Annotated in this window: 13 protein-coding genes; 6 read left to right on the forward strand and 7 right to left on the reverse strand. The window is 38.2% G+C overall.

Annotation, left to right across the window (positions count from 1 at the left end; genetic code table 11):
- Positions 1–36 precede the first annotated feature (36 nt).
- From LKM37_07910 to LKM37_07940, 7 genes are all read right to left on the reverse strand, one after another.
- Positions 37–1932, reverse strand: coding sequence for a PIG-L family deacetylase (locus LKM37_07910; protein MCI1720909.1), 1896 nt, complete (start codon positions 1930–1932; stop codon positions 37–39).
- Positions 1933–2015: 83 nt separating this feature from the next.
- Positions 2016–2819: a 3-deoxy-8-phosphooctulonate synthase gene (gene kdsA, locus LKM37_07915; GenBank protein ID MCI1720910.1), complete on the reverse strand. Its 804-nt coding sequence runs from the start codon at positions 2817–2819 to the stop codon at positions 2016–2018.
- Between the two features lie 129 nt (positions 2820–2948).
- Positions 2949–4289: a replication-associated recombination protein A gene (locus LKM37_07920; protein ID MCI1720911.1), complete on the reverse strand. Its 1341-nt coding sequence runs from the start codon at positions 4287–4289 to the stop codon at positions 2949–2951.
- 52 nt (positions 4290–4341) lie between these two features.
- Positions 4342–4953, reverse strand: a complete 612-nt coding sequence (locus LKM37_07925) for a nitroreductase family protein (protein ID MCI1720912.1) — start codon at positions 4951–4953, stop codon at positions 4342–4344.
- Between the two features lie 93 nt (positions 4954–5046).
- Positions 5047–6492, reverse strand: a complete 1446-nt coding sequence (locus LKM37_07930) for a formylglycine-generating enzyme family protein (protein MCI1720913.1) — start codon at positions 6490–6492, stop codon at positions 5047–5049.
- Between the two features lie 6 nt (positions 6493–6498).
- Entirely contained in the window at positions 6499–8184 is a 1686-nt protein-coding gene (locus LKM37_07935) for a bifunctional serine/threonine-protein kinase/formylglycine-generating enzyme family protein (GenBank protein ID MCI1720914.1), read from the reverse strand.
- A 41-nt stretch (positions 8185–8225) separates the two neighbouring features.
- Complete coding sequence (locus LKM37_07940; GenBank protein ID MCI1720915.1) at positions 8226–8804, reverse strand: hypothetical protein; 579 nt, start codon at positions 8802–8804, stop codon at positions 8226–8228.
- Positions 8805–9435: 631 nt separating this feature from the next.
- Between LKM37_07940 and LKM37_07945 the strand changes: the two genes are divergently transcribed.
- The 6 genes from LKM37_07945 to LKM37_07970 all read left to right on the forward strand — a co-directional run bounded on the left by LKM37_07945 (position 9436) and on the right by LKM37_07970 (position 17057).
- Positions 9436–10032 (forward strand): porin family protein, encoded by a 597-nt coding sequence (locus tag LKM37_07945; GenBank protein ID MCI1720916.1) that lies wholly within the window; start codon positions 9436–9438, stop codon positions 10030–10032.
- Between the two features lie 92 nt (positions 10033–10124).
- A complete protein-coding gene (locus LKM37_07950; GenBank protein ID MCI1720917.1) occupies positions 10125–10766 on the forward strand; it encodes a PorT family protein in 642 nt (213 codons plus the stop codon).
- Positions 10767–10957: 191 nt separating this feature from the next.
- Complete coding sequence (locus LKM37_07955) at positions 10958–11584, forward strand: porin family protein (GenBank protein ID MCI1720918.1); 627 nt, start codon at positions 10958–10960, stop codon at positions 11582–11584.
- Positions 11585–11718: 134 nt separating this feature from the next.
- The gene (locus LKM37_07960) at positions 11719–12285 is read left to right on the forward strand and encodes a hypothetical protein (GenBank protein ID MCI1720919.1); all 567 of its coding nucleotides are present in this window, start codon (positions 11719–11721) and stop codon (positions 12283–12285) included.
- A 667-nt stretch (positions 12286–12952) separates the two neighbouring features.
- On the forward strand, positions 12953–14746 hold the full coding sequence (locus LKM37_07965) for a DUF262 domain-containing protein (protein ID MCI1720920.1): 1794 nt from the start codon (positions 12953–12955) through the stop codon (positions 14744–14746).
- Entirely contained in the window at positions 14736–17057 is a 2322-nt protein-coding gene (locus tag LKM37_07970; protein ID MCI1720921.1) for a DUF262 domain-containing protein, read from the forward strand. Before LKM37_07965 ends, LKM37_07970 begins: the two co-directional genes overlap by 11 nt.
- Positions 17058–17260: the final 203 nt, after the last annotated feature.

Consider the following 17260-nt stretch of genomic DNA (forward strand, 5'->3'; position numbering starts at 1 on the left):
AGAACTCTTTATCTAACTAAAGTAAACCTGTCGGGATTAAAATTTGTATTTAACAAAAAGCTCAATGGCCTGGTACTCAGCCATTCCCAGCTTGTCAAATATTACCGCCGTATTGTGGTTTCTCTCTTCCGCTCTCAGCCAAAATTCACGTGCATCTGAACCGGGGAACAATGGATAGTCCTTCTGAGACTGGTGACGGTAGATTGCATCTCTCTTAATCTTAACCTCTTCCGGGCTCAATGGAACAGCCATCTCCTCCTCTGCAACATCCCACTCCTGCCATGCGCCTCTGTACATCCAAAGACGGCAATCTTTAAACCATGACTCCTTCTTAAGCTCATTACATGCAGCTATAACTGCCTGGAAACAAACTCTATGTGTTCCATGTGGATCTGATAAATCACCAGCAGCAAAAATCTGATGAGGCTTTACTTTCTCCAAAAGTTTCTTTACAATATCTATATCTTTTCTGCTAAGAGGATTTTTCTTGACACCGCCGGTCTCATAGAAAGGCAATGCAAGGAAGTTAACGTGGCTCTCAGGAATTCCAAGGTAACGGCAGGCAGAACGTGCTTCACCGCGGCGGATAACCGTCTTTATCTGTCTGACAATCATTGGGTCAGCCTCACCGGGATGTTTCTTTGCAAGGGCAGCTTTAATGTCCGTGAAAAGCTTCTTTGCTTTCTCATCTGAGAATCCAAAAAGGCCGGCGCTCTCTCTAATGAAATCCAAATATCTTACAACATCATGATCAAAAACAGCAATGTTGCCGCTTGTTTCATAAGCCATGTAAATGTCATGTCCTTGTTCAGAAAGTCTGGCAAGAGTACCGCCCATGGAAATTACATCATCATCAGGGTGCGGACTGAATACAACAACTCTCTTTGGATAAGGTTTGGCGCGCTCGGGACGGGTAGAATCATCTGCATTTGGTTTTCCACCAGGCCAGCCGCTGATCGTGTGCTGCAAATCATTGAACACCTTAATGTTAATCTGGCTTGCAGGACCTTTTGTGGTGACAAGATTTGACATCAAATTATCATTGTAATCTCTATCTGTAAGTTTAAGAATAGGCTTGTTCAATTTTCTGCAAAGCCAGAACACGGCCTTTCTAATAAGATAAGGAGTCCACTCAACTTTATCTGTAAGCCAAGGAGTATCAATTCTTGTAAGCTTGACTGATGCAGAGTTATCTATGAAAACGTGTATGTTCTTATGTTCCTGCAGGTAAGATGATGGATTCATGCTGTCAACTTCACCCTCTACCAAAGACTTTACTGCATTTCCGGAACCTTCTCCCCAAGCTAGAAAATAAATTTCCTTTGACTTAAGAATTGTTGCAATTCCCATTGTAATAGCATAATAGGGAACATCCTCTACGCCAAAGAAATCACTTGCTGCAGCCACTCTGGAAGAGTAGTTAAGCGCAATCATTCTGGTTTCAGAGTTGTATGCAGAAGCAGGCTCATTCATTCCCATGTTGCTGGTAATCAAAACGTCTATGCCTCCGGCCTTTGCTATTTCATCCTCAAAACCTTTGCAATATTTCTGGACATCATCCATCTTATTGCTCTTAATATAATGGACGTTCTTTGCGGGTATGTCAACCTCATCAACCAAACACTCTTTGATAAATCTGTAATGACTTTGCAACTCATTGCGGTCCAAAGGGTAATAATCATCCATGTCAAACACTTCAATATTCTTGAAGCTTAATTTCTTAGCCTTAACGGCCTTAATCATCTCATCATAAACTGATAGACACGCAGATGTAGATGCTAAAGCAAGAACCAGATTCTCTCCTTTCTTTGCCTTCTCTTGTGATTTTTTAATAATATCCTCCACAACAATTTTGGCCGCATCAGTGGCCTCATTGAAGATGGTTACAGGTAATTTTTCATACCTCTTTGAAAAACTTGATGTTAGAAACATTTTATATTGTGTTTATATTTTTATCCAGATTATATATTGATTTATCCAGATAGTTTTTTCACTTCACTTTACTTTACCGCAATTTACTTAAGAGCTTTCCTTAATGTAACCAGCTGTTCAATAAGAGGTTCCATTAAACTTAGTTTCAGCATATTTGCACCATCTGACTTTGCATGCTCGGGGCAAGGATGAGTTTCCATAAACAATCCGTCCGCACCAACGGCAAGTCCCGCCTTTGCAATATGTGGAATAAGCCAAGGCTCTCCGCCCGTTATTCCGCTAGTCTGATTGGGCTTTTGCAAAGAGTGCGTAACATCCAGAACTACAGGAAATCCAAACTTCTGCATTTTTGGAATGCTCTTGAAGTCTACAACCAAATCATTATATCCAAATGTCGTTCCTCTCTCAGTAAGAACAACTTTCATGTTGCCGGAATCTGTAACTTTCTTTGCTGCAAACTGCATTGATTCAGGGGATAAGAACTGTCCCTTTTTAATATTCACATATTTCCCCGTCTTTGCAGCAGCCTCAAGCAATTCAGTCTGTCTGCACAAAAATGCTGGAATCTGCAACATATCAACATCATAAGAGGCTGCCATATCAGCCTCCTGCACACTGTGAATATCTGTAACTATTGCAACGCCCAATTCTTTCTTAATATTTTGAAGTATTGTAAGCGCCTCTTTATCACCAATCCCTGTAAATGAAGATATGCTGGAACGGTTTGCTTTTTTATAAGATGCTTTGAATATGAAAGGCACCTTATATTTCTCAGTGATTTCCTTTAGCTTTTTAGCAATCTCAAATGTAATCTCCTCACCCTCAACTACGCAAGGGCCGGCAATAAGAAAAAACATTCCGTTTTTGTAATCCTTTACATTGCCGATTTTTAAAGATTTTTCCATACGCCGCAAAGTTACAAAATATACTTTATAAAAACAGCGTAAAAAGCATTATGGCGAAATATGCCAAATTAGAGTCAATTAATGCTATTGCCTGAAATGAGAGTGTAGTGCTTAATATTTATACTTAGGCCAGAAACGCCTCATTCTCTGACGAATCTCATCTTCCTTCTTATTCTCCCCCGGATCATAGATTTTGGTACCGCTCATCTCATCGGGCAAGAACTCAAGGTCTGCAAAATTGCCCGCGTATTCATGCGCGTATTTGTAACCGTCTGAGTACCCAAGTTCTTTCATGAGTTTGGTAGGGGCATTCCTTAGATGCAGCGGAACAGACAAATCACCAGTTTGTTCTACATAAGCTGTAGCACCGTCAATAGCAGTAATGACAGAGTTGCTCTTTGGGCTGGTTGCCAGATAGATAGCACACTCCGTAAGTGGAATGCGTCCCTCCGGAAGCCCAATTTGCTGAACAGCTGCGAACGTTGATTGCGCAAGAAGAAGCGCGTTTGGATTTGCCAGGCCAATATCCTCTGCGGCAAGTATTACCATCCGTCGCGCAATGAACAGAGGATCTTCTCCGCCTTTCAACATCCTTGCAATCCAATAAACTGCAGCATTAGGATCGGAACCGCGCATGCTTTTTATGAAAGCGGAAATTATATCATAATGTTGCTCTCCGTTCTTGTCATACATAGCCATGTTCTCCTGCAACCTATTGGTTACAAGTTCATTGTCAATGACGAGCACAGTTTTCTTTTTGCCTGATTTTGCACTGTCCGTCTGTGACGTTTCATAAGTGCTTGTGATTATCTCCAAGACATTCAGCAACTTGCGTGCATCACCGCCGCTATATCTGAACAGAGCCTCTTTCTCTTTTACCTTAATATTGAGAGTTTTAAGGTATTCGTCTTTTTCAAGGGCGCGGGTAAGCAAAGTGTCTAAGTTCCCGACAGTTAACTCTTTCAGCACGTATACCTGGCAGCGGCTCAATAATGGGCTAATCACTTCAAATGAAGGATTTTCCGTTGTTGCACCAATCAGAATAATAGTACCGTCTTCTACAGCGCCAAGCAGCGCATCTTGCTGAGATTTGCTAAAACGATGAATTTCGTCAATGAAAAGAATAGGGGTCTGTCGGGAGAATAAATTTTTATCCTTAGCTTTTGCTATTACATCCCTAACTTCCTTAACTCCAGAGCTTACCGCAGATAAAGAAAAAAACGGACGGTTGAGCTGCTTGGAAATAATATAGGCCAGCGTTGTCTTTCCAACTCCAGGAGGGCCCCACAAAATGAAGGACGAAATATTCCCGGTATCAATCATATTCCGCAGGATGGCGCCCTTGCCTACAAGATGCTCCTGGCCCACATAGTCCTCTAAGCTCTTGGGCCTTATGCGCTCCGCCAGCGGAATGCGGTTACCGCTTGCAATATTTACATTCTCATCACTCATCTCCGCAAAGTTAATCTTTTTTGTCAGTCATTTGCGGCACAAAGCTCCAAACTTACTTCTCTATAATATTCTCCGGTTTCCACTTATCCTTTGGGGCAGGATTCTGCGCAGGATAACCCATCGGGATTACATTAAGAGGTATCAGATTATCTGATAGTCCTAAAATAGTGCTCAACTTACCGCAGCGCTCAAGATCAGGATAGAAACCTGTCCAAACGGCTCCAAGTCCAAGCGCATGAGCAGCTAGCAGAATGTTTTCTGTTGCAGCTGAACAATCGTCAATCCAAAAATCTTTTCCGTTGCCGGGAATCATCTTGTTTTTATCTCCGCAGACCACAATTGCCATTGGTGCTTTAGCGGTCATGCCGGCATTGCGCAGTTCTGAACCAATCTTTGTAAGCAGCTCTTTATTGGTTACAACCACAAATGCCCAAGGTTGTTTATTCATTGCAGAAGGAGCAGCCATTCCTGCTCTCAAAATCTTCTCAACCTTTTCTTTTTCAACTGTTTTATCCTGGTACGCTCTAATGCTTGTGCGGGTCATGATATTGTTAAGGACAGCTTCTGAATTATTGCATTTTTGCGCACTCTGCGCATTTGCAGCAATAGGCATAACACCAAGGAAACCAGCTATTAGCAGTGTTAGAATTGTAATTTTTTTCATATTTTTTGTGTATTTAAATTCTGGTAGTTGAAACACGTATGCTTCAAAATCTGGAGTAAATATAACTCAAAATTTATTCCAAAAATTTAAAGATTAGGGAATAAAAACCAGCCGAACTCCAAAGTAAGTTTTGTGCTCAATGGGGGAGTCTACGTGTCTGAATGAGACCAGACACCCTTTATCTTTTGAATCATAAGTTACATGAAAAGAGCTGCCACCGCGCAATACCTTGAGGCTCAGGTTGGGAGAGCCTTGCGGGTCTACGTATGGATTTTCTTTTGTATTTGGGGAATACAGCCAAACATTATCACTGCACCATTCGCAAACGTTCCCGCTCATGTCATAAACACCTAACTCATTGGGCTTTAATAGAGCAACAGGATGGGCTTTCTCTCCTGAATTTCCTGAGTTCCATGCAACGGAATCAAGATTATTGCTGCCGCTGAAAATATATCCGCGGCTCTTAATGCCGCCGCGTGCTGCAAATTCCCATTCACTCTCTGTCGGGAGCCTAAAATAGCCTCTTCCGGAATGGAGGTTATTCAACTTTTTAAGAAATCCCTTGCTGCCGCATACCTCTAGCCATGAGATGTTTTCCACAGGCAAGTTTTTCCCTTTGTCATAAGAGGGATTATTGCCCATCACGGAAATCCACTGTTTCTGAGTAACTTCCGTTGTCCCAATATAAAAATCTCTAGTTATTTTTACCCAGTGAGGAGCGTTTGCAATTTTGGTCATCATTGTTCCGTTCACATTTCCCAAGTGCTGTTCAAACAAGCCGCCCATCAAAAATGTTCCGGCTTTAACTAACACAAAATCATAATATTGTCCATGCACTCTTAAAGAAATTTTTTCTGCTCCATTTATTATTCCCGATAGTTTTTTACCGTTTATATAGGAAACTGCTTTTGGCCTGATAACAGGTAAAACAAAGAACAGGAAGCAGCATGCTGCAATGACAAATGACGAGGCAATTGTCAGAATAGCAGAGCGGTACTTTGACCAAAAGTTAACTACAGATGTGTTTGCAGGCTTGTCATCTTCATTACAGCCAGCCTTATTCTTTTTCAAATTTTTGCGGCACTTTGCACGCGCAGCTTTAATGATTTTAAAAGCAATTTCATTTACGCCGGATCTTTTTTCATCACGTCCGTTGCAGCTAACCACAACAGCATCATGGTAAATAGAAGTAATAATTACGTCATTTGCAGAGACAGAAGAGCAGGGGATTCCGCACCCTTCAAGTACCTCCATTGCACTTGCAACTTGCTCCGTAACTTTCTTGCGTTCGGCAGATGTAAACCTTTGTTTAGCAAGAAAATCTATCAAATGGTCTCCATCAACAAAATCCTCCAGAATGTAATCTCCCGTCTCATCTTTGCACTTGCAAATATACCTTACAACGTAAGGAGAATTAATGATGTAGCCATTTTTGAATTCTTCCTCAAAATGCTTTAAATCTGAGCCAACATCACCGCCGGACTTGCGTGGGCGTCTTAGCCAATACCACTTTCCTGATATGTTTACTTTCTCTCCCAAAGTCCTTTATTTGATAACATATATTATCCTGAAACCCAATGTTTTTGCCTTATATGACGTTTCCACATATCCTCTGTCTGCAACTCTGCAATCATATTTTGACAGATTATCTATTTTATTAAAATCTCCTCCTCTTCCTATAACAGCCAATGATTTATCAGGACCTGTCGGATCTACCACCGGATTCTCTTTTGTACCTGCGGGATAATTATGAGCAAATTTATCTGAGCATAACTCGCTCACATTTCCGCTCATATCATAAATGCCAAGTTCATTTGGCATCTTGCCTGCAACGCGGTGAGTCTTGCCTCCTGAATTGTCTGCATGCCAGGCAACTTCATTAGAATCATTGCTGCCGCTATAAATATACCCTTTGCTTTTTACACCGCCTCGCGCCGCAAACTCCCATTGACTTTCTGTCGGGAGCTTAAAAGTTCCAACACCTACAAAAGCGGCATTTATTCTCTCCAAAAAGCCTCCTCTTCCGCAAACATCATCCCAGCTGACATACTCAACAGGGAAACTTCTCCCTTTAACATAAGATGGATTATAGCCCATAACGGCGCTCCATTGTCTTTGCGTTATCTCTGTTGTACTAATATAAAAGTTTTTAGTAAGCTTCACATAATGCTGAGATTCAATAGGGTATCTATGTGCCTCAGTTAAGGGACTGCCCATCGCAAACGTGCCCGCTTCCACTTTTACAAAAGTAAATGGCACTCCTTTTATTCTGAAAGTAACCTTTTCCGCCCCTTTTTTTATTCCCGACAGTGCATGTTTGTTAGAAATTGTAAGCGCAGAAATTCTTGGAAACGCCATGCATAAGACAATGAAAATCAGCATGAGCGCGCAGATAGAGAGAAGACTTTTGCGTACAGTGCCTTTGATAGCAGCAACCATTTCATTTATGGAGTTATAGCGACGTTCTTTATCACGCTGCATTGCCTTGCGTACAACCGCACTGTATCTGCCGGTATATTTTGCGCCGGCATTGAAATGTCCATAACTCTCTAGAAACCTTATAATTGCACCAAAAGAATATATATCGCTTCTAAGGTCTGCAGTTTCCGGATTCAAAAATTGTTCAGGAGAACTATAAAGTTTGCTTCCGCAGCCAATGGCCTTGTAACAATTTGAATATGAAAAGCCAAGGTCAATGATTTTGACGCTATGGTCCATTGAGGTAATCATGATATTTTCCGGCTTAAGGTCAAAATGCACAACCTGGTGTTCATGCATATATTCAAGACCTTCAGCAATTTGCATGATTATTCTCCGCATCTCCTTTTGAGGCATGTTAGGATTATCCGCAATGTACTTTGTGAGGGTAACTCCGTCAATAAAATCTGTCAGGATATAAACGCCATCCTCATCATGTCCCTTAGTAATGTACCTTACAATATGCTTATTATTAAGCTGATATCCTATCTGGAACTCTCTTTCAAAACATTCCAAATACTTTGGATTATCCGCATATTGCTTCTTTGGTCTTTTGAGAAAATACCACCTTCCGGAAATGCAAATCTTCCAAGAATCTGATGTAGAGCCTGTTGAGATAAGAGAGCTCTGCATTCCGTTAAGAGAAACCCCGCTTGTTTTACCAACCGGGATTCCCTCAATAACACTGTGGCCGAACCCAGAGGGCTCAACTATATAACTGCTATCCTTAAACTTCTTATTACCATTGAGCATAACCACACTAATTTCAGCATAACAAATAACGACAGCCTGTTTTACAAAATATTAATATATGTTAGTCCGGAAATTTTTCCAGCTGTAAAATTGCCTCTCTCTTGTCCGTTTTTATTCTTTACAGATGGCAAGAAAAGCGGATAGTCCTTGTAAAACACTGATACTTTGAACGTATCATCCATGGCAAGTTTACTGTTTACGCTCTTGTGTACCTTAAAAGTATCATCTCCCAAATACTCAAGGATAAGTTGCCTGTCAGGATAATATTGAATCTCTATTTTTTGTAACTTCTTTAACTCTGATGAATGAAGTTCAAAAACGGTTCCTCCCTTCACATTAAGTTTCTTGCTAAACTCTGAATTACCCCCCTTGTTGAATTCCATACTGTAAATATCCCAATTAGGAAAACCTAAATATTGAGCAATAATATCCAAAGTTGCAAGGCGTGGTTCATTTGATGCAGGAATATCCCCAAGTAATCTCTTAAGAGTATTCACACCTATGTGCTCATGAATTCTCTCTTCAATGTCCATTGCCAAGCATTCATAATCAGATGAATACCTAATTTCCCTGCCAAAGACTTTTTCCATCTTGCTGCGTGTAATTTGTGAAAGTATCATGATTTTTAAGTTTAGATTGTCTCTTACAAAGATACAACCTAAACATATTCGTTGACTGTTTGGATAAAAAGGATGGAACAAATGGACAGGAAAATTGCCGGAAGTTTGCATGAATTCCAATAATTAAAAATTTATATTTGGAGCCGTGAAACATGAAAAATGGCGCAAGCAAACTTATCTAAAAACTGGCATTGCCAAACGCCAAGATGCAAATAAGTACGCCTGCGCCATAAACGCAAGACGTTCCTATTGTTTTGTGCATCGTTAAGAACAATTTGGCAATTTCGTTTTCACACAACAATAGCTAACGCTATTTATATATTTCTTTGCAAATTTATGAAATAATTTGATTGCATAGTAAAAAATATCAGGTCATTGGGCCTGTTATTTTTTTTATTTCTATTTAAATGAGCTATTCATCTAATTATCTGATTATCAGAATACCCCTAAAAGTCTCAGTTTTAAAACAGAGACTTTTGAGGATAATCTATAAATTAACAAGTTATAGGGCTAGTTCGGTTTCACTATCCAAGCATACATGCTTATTGGTCAAATTTCCTTATTTTTTGTACTTTTGTTCCACAAAAATTTTTGTACAAAGTATTGAATAAAAAACTTTAAAGAATTAAAAATGAAGAAAGTACTATTCATTGCAATTGCTTTAATGGCAAGTGTAACGTTTTCAAATGCACAGGTTTCTAATCATTTTGGGATTAGAGCAGGTATGGACATTTCCAAGCTTACAGGACACTATGACGTTATATTCGCAAATACTGATTCAAAAGTTGGTTTTAACGCAGGAGTTATTGATCAAATTTATTTCTCTGAGAATGTTCCATTGTATGTTGAGACAGGTTTGATGTTTGAACAAAAAGGCTTCAAGGTTAAGGATGAAAAGCTTACTGTGAATTCATTCTATCTGCAAATCCCTGTAGTCTTGGGATATAGCATTCCTGCCAGTGATTTGGTAAAAGTTCAGCCATTTGCGGGCCTATACTATGGATTAGGCATTGGCGGAAAAGTTAAAGACAGCTCAGGCTATAAAGTTGACACATTTGGAGCTGATGGACTAAAACGCTCTGATTTTGGTTTAAGAGTTGGTGTTGGCGTTGCAATTAAATGTTATTACATCGGCACAGGCTATGAAAACAGCCTAATAAAAATCAACAATGATGAGGGCACAGGTAGAAACCAGGTGTTTACTATTTCTCTTGGCTACAACTTCTAAACACTACCAATCAGAATTTTAGCGGGATTATATTTGCTAATTGTCTCATTTTTAATTATATTTGATATATCAAACAACCTAAAACAAATTTTATGAAAAAATTATTTATCATCGCAATTGCCTTGTTGGCAAGTGTAACCATGTCTAACGCTCAAAAAGTTAACAACTTTGGAGTAAGAGCGGGTGTAAATATTTCCAGAATTACTGGAGATTATGGCGGCTATGATCCCGATTATAAGTACAAAGCTGGTTTTCAAGTAGGAGTTGTTGATCAGATTCGTTTTTCTGAATCAACTCCATTGTTTGTTGAAACTGGTTTAATGTTCCAACAGAAAGGCGGAAAATGTGATGTTAGCGTTAGCACGCCTGCCGTTGACATGTCTGTAAAAATCAATGAATTTTATCTGGAAGTCCCTGCACTTTTGGGATATGATATTCCTGCCGGTGATAATATTACACTTCAGCCATTCGCAGGTCTATATTACGGTTTGGGAATAGCAGGAAAAACAAAACTTTCCGGAACAAGTCATGGCGTAACTATTGAGGAAAAAGTTGATTCATTTGGAGATGATGGTTTTAAACGTTCTGACTTTGGACTTAGAGTTGGCGCAGGTGTGGTTATATCAAACTTCTACCTTGGTGTCGGATTTGAAAGAGGCTTTTTGAAAATCAACAGAGATGAAGGAAAGGTGAAAAATCAGTCATTCACTTTCAATCTAGGTTATAACTTCTAGAAGATAATAAATAGGTAATAAAAAATAACAGGTCAAAAAAGCCTGTTATTTTTTTTGTTCCACATCTCCAAAAAGAGCGGCACATGTACTAAAACATGGCGTCATGTTAGACATTTTTCCTTGTTTTTTGTACTTTTGCGCCTCAAAATAATTGTACAAATTATTGAATTAAAAACTTTAAAGAATTAAAAATGAAAAAATTATTAATCATTGCAATTGCTCTAATGGCAAGCGTAACATTTTCAAATGCACAGGTTTCCAACCACTTTGGAGTCAGAGCCGGAGTTAACTTTTCAAAATTATCTACTAAAAGTGATGGCAAGTCTAATACATCAGATAACAAAACAGGCTTCAACGTTGGAGTTGTAGATCAGATTAATTTTTCTAAATCAGTTCCATTATTTATTGAGACAGGCTTAATGTGTAATCTGAAAGGCGGAAAAGAAACTGCTACTGCAACAACTGGCGTTAAGGGAAAAGTTAACGTTAATGAGTATTATTTACAAGTACCCGCACTTCTAGGTTACAATCTTGAACTTAATGACGGCTTTGCAATTCAGCCATTTGCAGGTTTATACTACGGATTGGGCGTTGGAGGAAAATCTAAAGTAACCATTGCAGGGGCATCTGATGAAACAGACACTTTCAGCGATGATAATTTAAAACGTTCAGACTTTGGTTTTAGAGTAGGAGCCGGCGTAGTCTATTCCAATTTCTATCTTGGTGCCGGATTTGAAAGAAGCCTAATCAACATTGCAAGGGATGATGTCAAAGCCAAGAACCAGACATTTACTATTTCACTAGGTTATAACTTCTAGGGAATATTTATTAGAAATAAAATAGGTTAAAATAACAGGCCAACAGCCTGTTATTTTTTTGTTTTTCAGCAACCATCATTTGGCAAAAGCGAAGCATAATTTTGCTCACAATAACAACTTAACATCACAAAATTATGCAACAACAAGTAACCACAAAAAGCTGGTTGATAGCCAACTTTGAAATTTGCGCATTTGCCGCCGCTTCAATTGCAGGCCTTATTTTAATGGCATTCTCAAGTGCCTTTCAATCAGAAACAATCTTCCATGCAGAAAAATTCTGGGACTCATTTGGAATAGGGGAATTTATTCTGTTAGCAGTAATAACGGCACAAATAAAAGAGCGCAACCATTTAGTTGGCATTGCCAAATATATCGGGATTTTGATTTGCATTGGAGCCGGCTTCTATCTCCTTTCAAACGGTGATGGCTCTGAATCAAATCTGATTACAAAGCTAATAGTAGTTACTATCGCGACCTTTATAGTTTCAAATATTCTTGCCTCACGCCTCACAAAATTTGCTAGTTCTCATTTTGATGAAGTCCTTTCTGTCCGCGTTCTCTTCAAAAGCAGCAACACAGAAATTTACACCATGAAGGCTAAGTATCTGATAGACAGATTCACAAACATTAACGCATCTATCACCATTAGCACAGCTTGGCTGGTGATTTGTACTTTTTTCCCGACAGTTTTTGTGAGGTAAAACATGACTCGGCACAAGGCCCGCGACCTGATGTTTCCAAGCGGAGCGGCAAAGCCGCGTAGCCGCGACCGGATATTCCCAAGGCCGAAGGCCCGCGACCGTAGGGAGCGTGCATCTCCGCGCGACAGCGCGTTAAACCCCAAAACGGCACGGTGCTTTGTGCCGGGCCGTACGCATGTGACGCAAAGCGGCACATGCAAACTTGGCGGCATGTTCTGCATGCGAGCATAGCGAATATGCAGCTTCTGGCGAAATGATTTTTCTTCAAGGCGCAGAGAGTACATAAGCTGCAAGTTACTGGAGCTCTGGATAACTTAATAATAAGCAAGTTATGAAAGTTGTGTTTTTATAAAAACACAACTTTTGCAACATATTGACACATAACATCCGCAACGCCCCAGCAATACTATATGACCACAATCGCAACTGCAATCACAATCACATTAGCATTCTCAAGTATATAAATTCATGCTTGATATTGAAGAAAGTGTTTTCTTTGGTTCATAATTACACTTTTTCAATTTGTTTTTTCTTCTGCCGAATAATGTGGTATCCCTTAAAACCTTTGTTTGGCATATCTCTTTGATAGGTTTGCAGTTGGTTGAATAGGGTAGGAAATTTTTGGGTAAATTTGAGGAACATAAACAAAAATATTATATAGAAAACGATGGATGATGCAACAATTACAATGAGGGAGTATATAAAAAAGGGAAAGACGTTTGTCATTCCGAAGTACCAGCGAGGCTATGTCTGGGGGAAGAGCAAGAAAGGCTCTGATGTAGACTCCGTAACCTATATGCTTAAAGATACATTAATTCCAGGCTTTAACACTGATTCGGATATTTTCATTCAAGGGATAACGGTATCAGAAAATAATGAGCACATCGTATTGATTGACGGACAACAACGAACCATCCTCTTTTATCTCATGTTAAAATATTTAGGATACAATAATAATAATGATTTCAAAATAAGCTACAAGATTCGCGAAGAGTCAAATAAATTCTTGGAAAATTTAGACTTATCCCAAATAGATGAAAATGATCATGAAGATTTCCAAGACATTTATTATTTTAAGAAAACCCTGCGAATAATATCAACACAACTGAATGGATTTAATACCGATAAAAAATCAAAATTTTTAAATTACCTTCTCGATAAAGTAAAATTTCTTTATATCAATATTCCGGAAGATAAAGCCACCAAGGTATTTTCAATGATGAATGGCAATAAAGCTGAAATGAAATCAGAAGAATTAATTAAGGCAGAATTATTGCGCCTAGCATCACTCAACTGTGATGATTTCGAGAAGAAAGAAGATAATGAAAAACATGCTATTGAATGGGATAACAATGTACTCCGAGGCCGATATGCCCGAGAGTGGGATAAATGGCTTCAATGGTGGAATAGAGAAGATGTAAAAGCATTCTTTAAAGTAGATAATGCGATGGGGCTACTAATATCCACATATCAGAGTTGGAGAAACGATGTATTGACATTTAATAGTTTTAAGCACAAATTCTTTAATCTGCAGAAACCTGCATGTGCAAAAAAGACATTCGATGGTTTAAGACGCTTACAAAAGCGTTTTGAGGATACTTTCAATAATCCAATAACATACAATCTGACTGGTGCCATAATGAGAGTCATTGGTAACGATGACATAAATAATTTTATAAAATGGTATTTCTTCGGTGATAAGACATCTTCGACAGATATCTATTCAATAGGAACCAAGGTCACAGATGAGAAACTAAGGCAGTATTACAAATACTCGTTCCTCGGTTTATCCCACAAAATGATTATCGATAACTGTAACGATAAATTTGATGAAAAGTTCGAAGAGATTTATCAGATTCTTGAAAGCAATAATCTCTATAATGAAAATGCAGAACAAGCATTCCGCTTATTACTAAGGCTAAATATAGATGAAGACAACCTACAAGATGAAGGTAAAGGAAGGCCTTTTGACTTCTCTATTTGGGATAGGAAAGATAGCCGTGGCCGTTCGCTTGAGCATATTTATCCCAAATCAAAAGTATATCATGAGGAAAAGCAGAACGACGGCAAGAATAAATATTTTGATGGCAATGAAGTTGAATTACCGCAGAACATCATTACTGGTCCTTCATATTTAAGCCGTTCCGATTGTACTTGTAATATTAATGATAAAGTAATTACGGCAAGTGAACATAGTATTGGCAACTTGGTACTGTTGTACATGGATGATAATTCCTCTTTCAAGAATTGTTCGTTTGATGATAAAAAATCTATGTTCTTTAAATATCCCCAATACGATAAAAATGGCAATATTGTGGACAAAAGAATAAAAGAAATTTTTAAAAGCCGCCAAATGCTTCATACTATCTATAAATTTGCCAATTCCTCATGGGACGGAAAATCTATTGCAATGAACAAATACGAGACATTAGTAAAATTTAAAACTTATTATGGCAAATAAGATAAACTTAAAAACAGGAGAGACCTACACTCTTTCTTATTTGTTCTCGGGCGATAAAAAAGTTATCATTCCCGATTTGCAGCGGGACTATTGTTGGGGAGATGATGCTTCCACGGAAAAAGGTGAGTTAGTAACTGATTTTGTGAATAATCTGATAGAGCAATACGATTCCGATTCCCAGAACACACAGGGAACATTAAACCTCGGATTGTTTTACGGCTACGAGGTGCCAACAAATCATATCCAACTCTGTGATGGTCAACAACGTCTTACAACGCTATACCTTTTGTTAGGAATGCTCAATAAAAAAATGAATAATAAGTTATGTTACAATCTCATCTATGACTTTGAGAATAAACAAGATGACAAGGGACCATATCTGAATTACTACATCCGCGAAACCTCACACTATTTTATGAGTGACCTTGTTCTCAAGTTTTTTATCGGAAACAAAGACACGGTTGAAAGCATCAAGGACTGCGACTGGTATTTCAGCGACTACAATCTTGATCCAAGCATAAAGAGTATGTTAAGGGCTCTTAGTATCATCGAATCGCTGCTCAAAAATAAAAATGAAACATGGTGTTGCTCTTTTGGCAAATGGCTACTCAACAATGTTACATTTCTCTATTTCAACATGGAAAACCGTAAGAACGGTGAAGAAACATTTGTAGTTATCAATACTACTGGCGAGTCACTTTCGGCAACTCAGAATCTGAAACCTCTAGTTATAAACGCTGAGATAAACAAATCTTTCAATGATGTAGCTGAAAAATGGGAAGAGATAGAAACATGGTTCTGGCGTAGACGTCAGGGATCCAACGATACTGCTGATGCAGGGTTAGCTGAATTTATGAGATGGATATCAGTCATAGAACAAGTCAATGTTGAACTGCCGAAAAATATGCAGTCCAAAGACACCAAATGGCTTGCGCAAACAATCCTTCAGGGAAAAAACAAATCTGGGTTTCCATATAAGACTACTTCTTTTGAAACAATTTACACGTATTGGAAGGCACTGAAATGGATTGATGAGCGAAGCAGCGAGTTTATATTTGTCAATGATTTACTTTCCCCGTCTATTAACAATGACGTAAACAAACTATATGCAATTGGTCAGAATCAATGCTTTGTACTTTTGCCTTTATTGAAGTTTGTCTATCTGAATATTAATAAAGTTACTGGATTAGACTTTCATCGTAATGCCCGCCGCATATATGAATTCTTTAAAAATCTTATCAGGATATCTGATGTTTCCAAGGCAGTTAACGCTTTAACTAGGGAAGCAATAAGAATCATTGATTTACTTGAAAAAGGAGATATCGTTTCACTTTTAAAACATGCCAACGACGTCTCAAAACAGATTCTCACCGAAGAAGAAAAGCATAAATTCGATATACTACTAAAGCACCTAGATAATCGCACTAAAGTAGAGGAGGCATTTTGGAATGTTCAGGAACATCCTATTTGGAATGGTGAGATTATGCCAATAATAAGATGGTCATCTTCCAATGGTGGCTTCAATCTCGATAATTTCCTGCAATATGACAGTAAGTTTAGAGAGATTTTCACTAATAATGGTCATGGCAGCGATATTCTCAGACGAGCGCTGCTCACAATAGGTTTAAAAGATTATCCTCGTATTTTCAAGGGATATACAAACTTTTCTTTTGGATGGGATTTGACAGACTGGCATACGCTGATAAATGATAATGTGGATAAATTCAAAGATTTCTTTGACAATTTGATAGATGGCGTGAAATGTGAAACAATGATTAATAATTATAAAAATAAATCAGATGTATGGTATTACTTTGTTAGTATGCCAGGATTATTGGATTATTGCAAACAGAAAAACATTCAAAAATGGCAAAATTCATTCATTCTCATATCACAACAACGTCTTAGTAGTCCCCATGCAGAACTTTATTCGTACATACTATTCTTGCATTACAAAACAAATAATAGCTTAATACCTATTAATGGATGGAATACTTCCTACCCTCCGGCTTCAAAAGAAGATGAACATACATGCGTATTGTTTGAAAAAAAAATAAGTAATGACAAAATTATTGTGATTAAAGTATATTTTAACTCTAATAATTACACCATTGATCTGTTTTTGAAAGCAAAGGATGAAAGCGAAAAACAAGATGTACTTGCAAAACGCACTCTCGAATCGCTAAAAAAAATCGCAGTTGAAAATAATTTAATTTGGAATGACAATACGTGTCATTATACAATAGAAATCTTAGAAAAAGATACTGTATATCAAAAGATTGAATGTTTATTGAAAACTGTTTTTTTATAACACATATTATTCTGACTTTTAATCATTTAAATATTTTTTCAAAAGCGCCTCCACTGAGGCGCTTTTTTCATGCACTGTCGTGACCCAACTAATCATCCAAATTCTCTGGTCAAAAAATCTTCGATATAAAAAACATCCATTTTAATCAGAAATAATTTTTTTGAAACATTTTAGCTTGCGCTTTTCTTTAGCATAAGCACACA

Source organism: Bacteroidales bacterium (genome assembly GCA_022647615.1).
GTDB lineage: Bacteria > Bacteroidota > Bacteroidia > Bacteroidales > UBA932 > Egerieousia.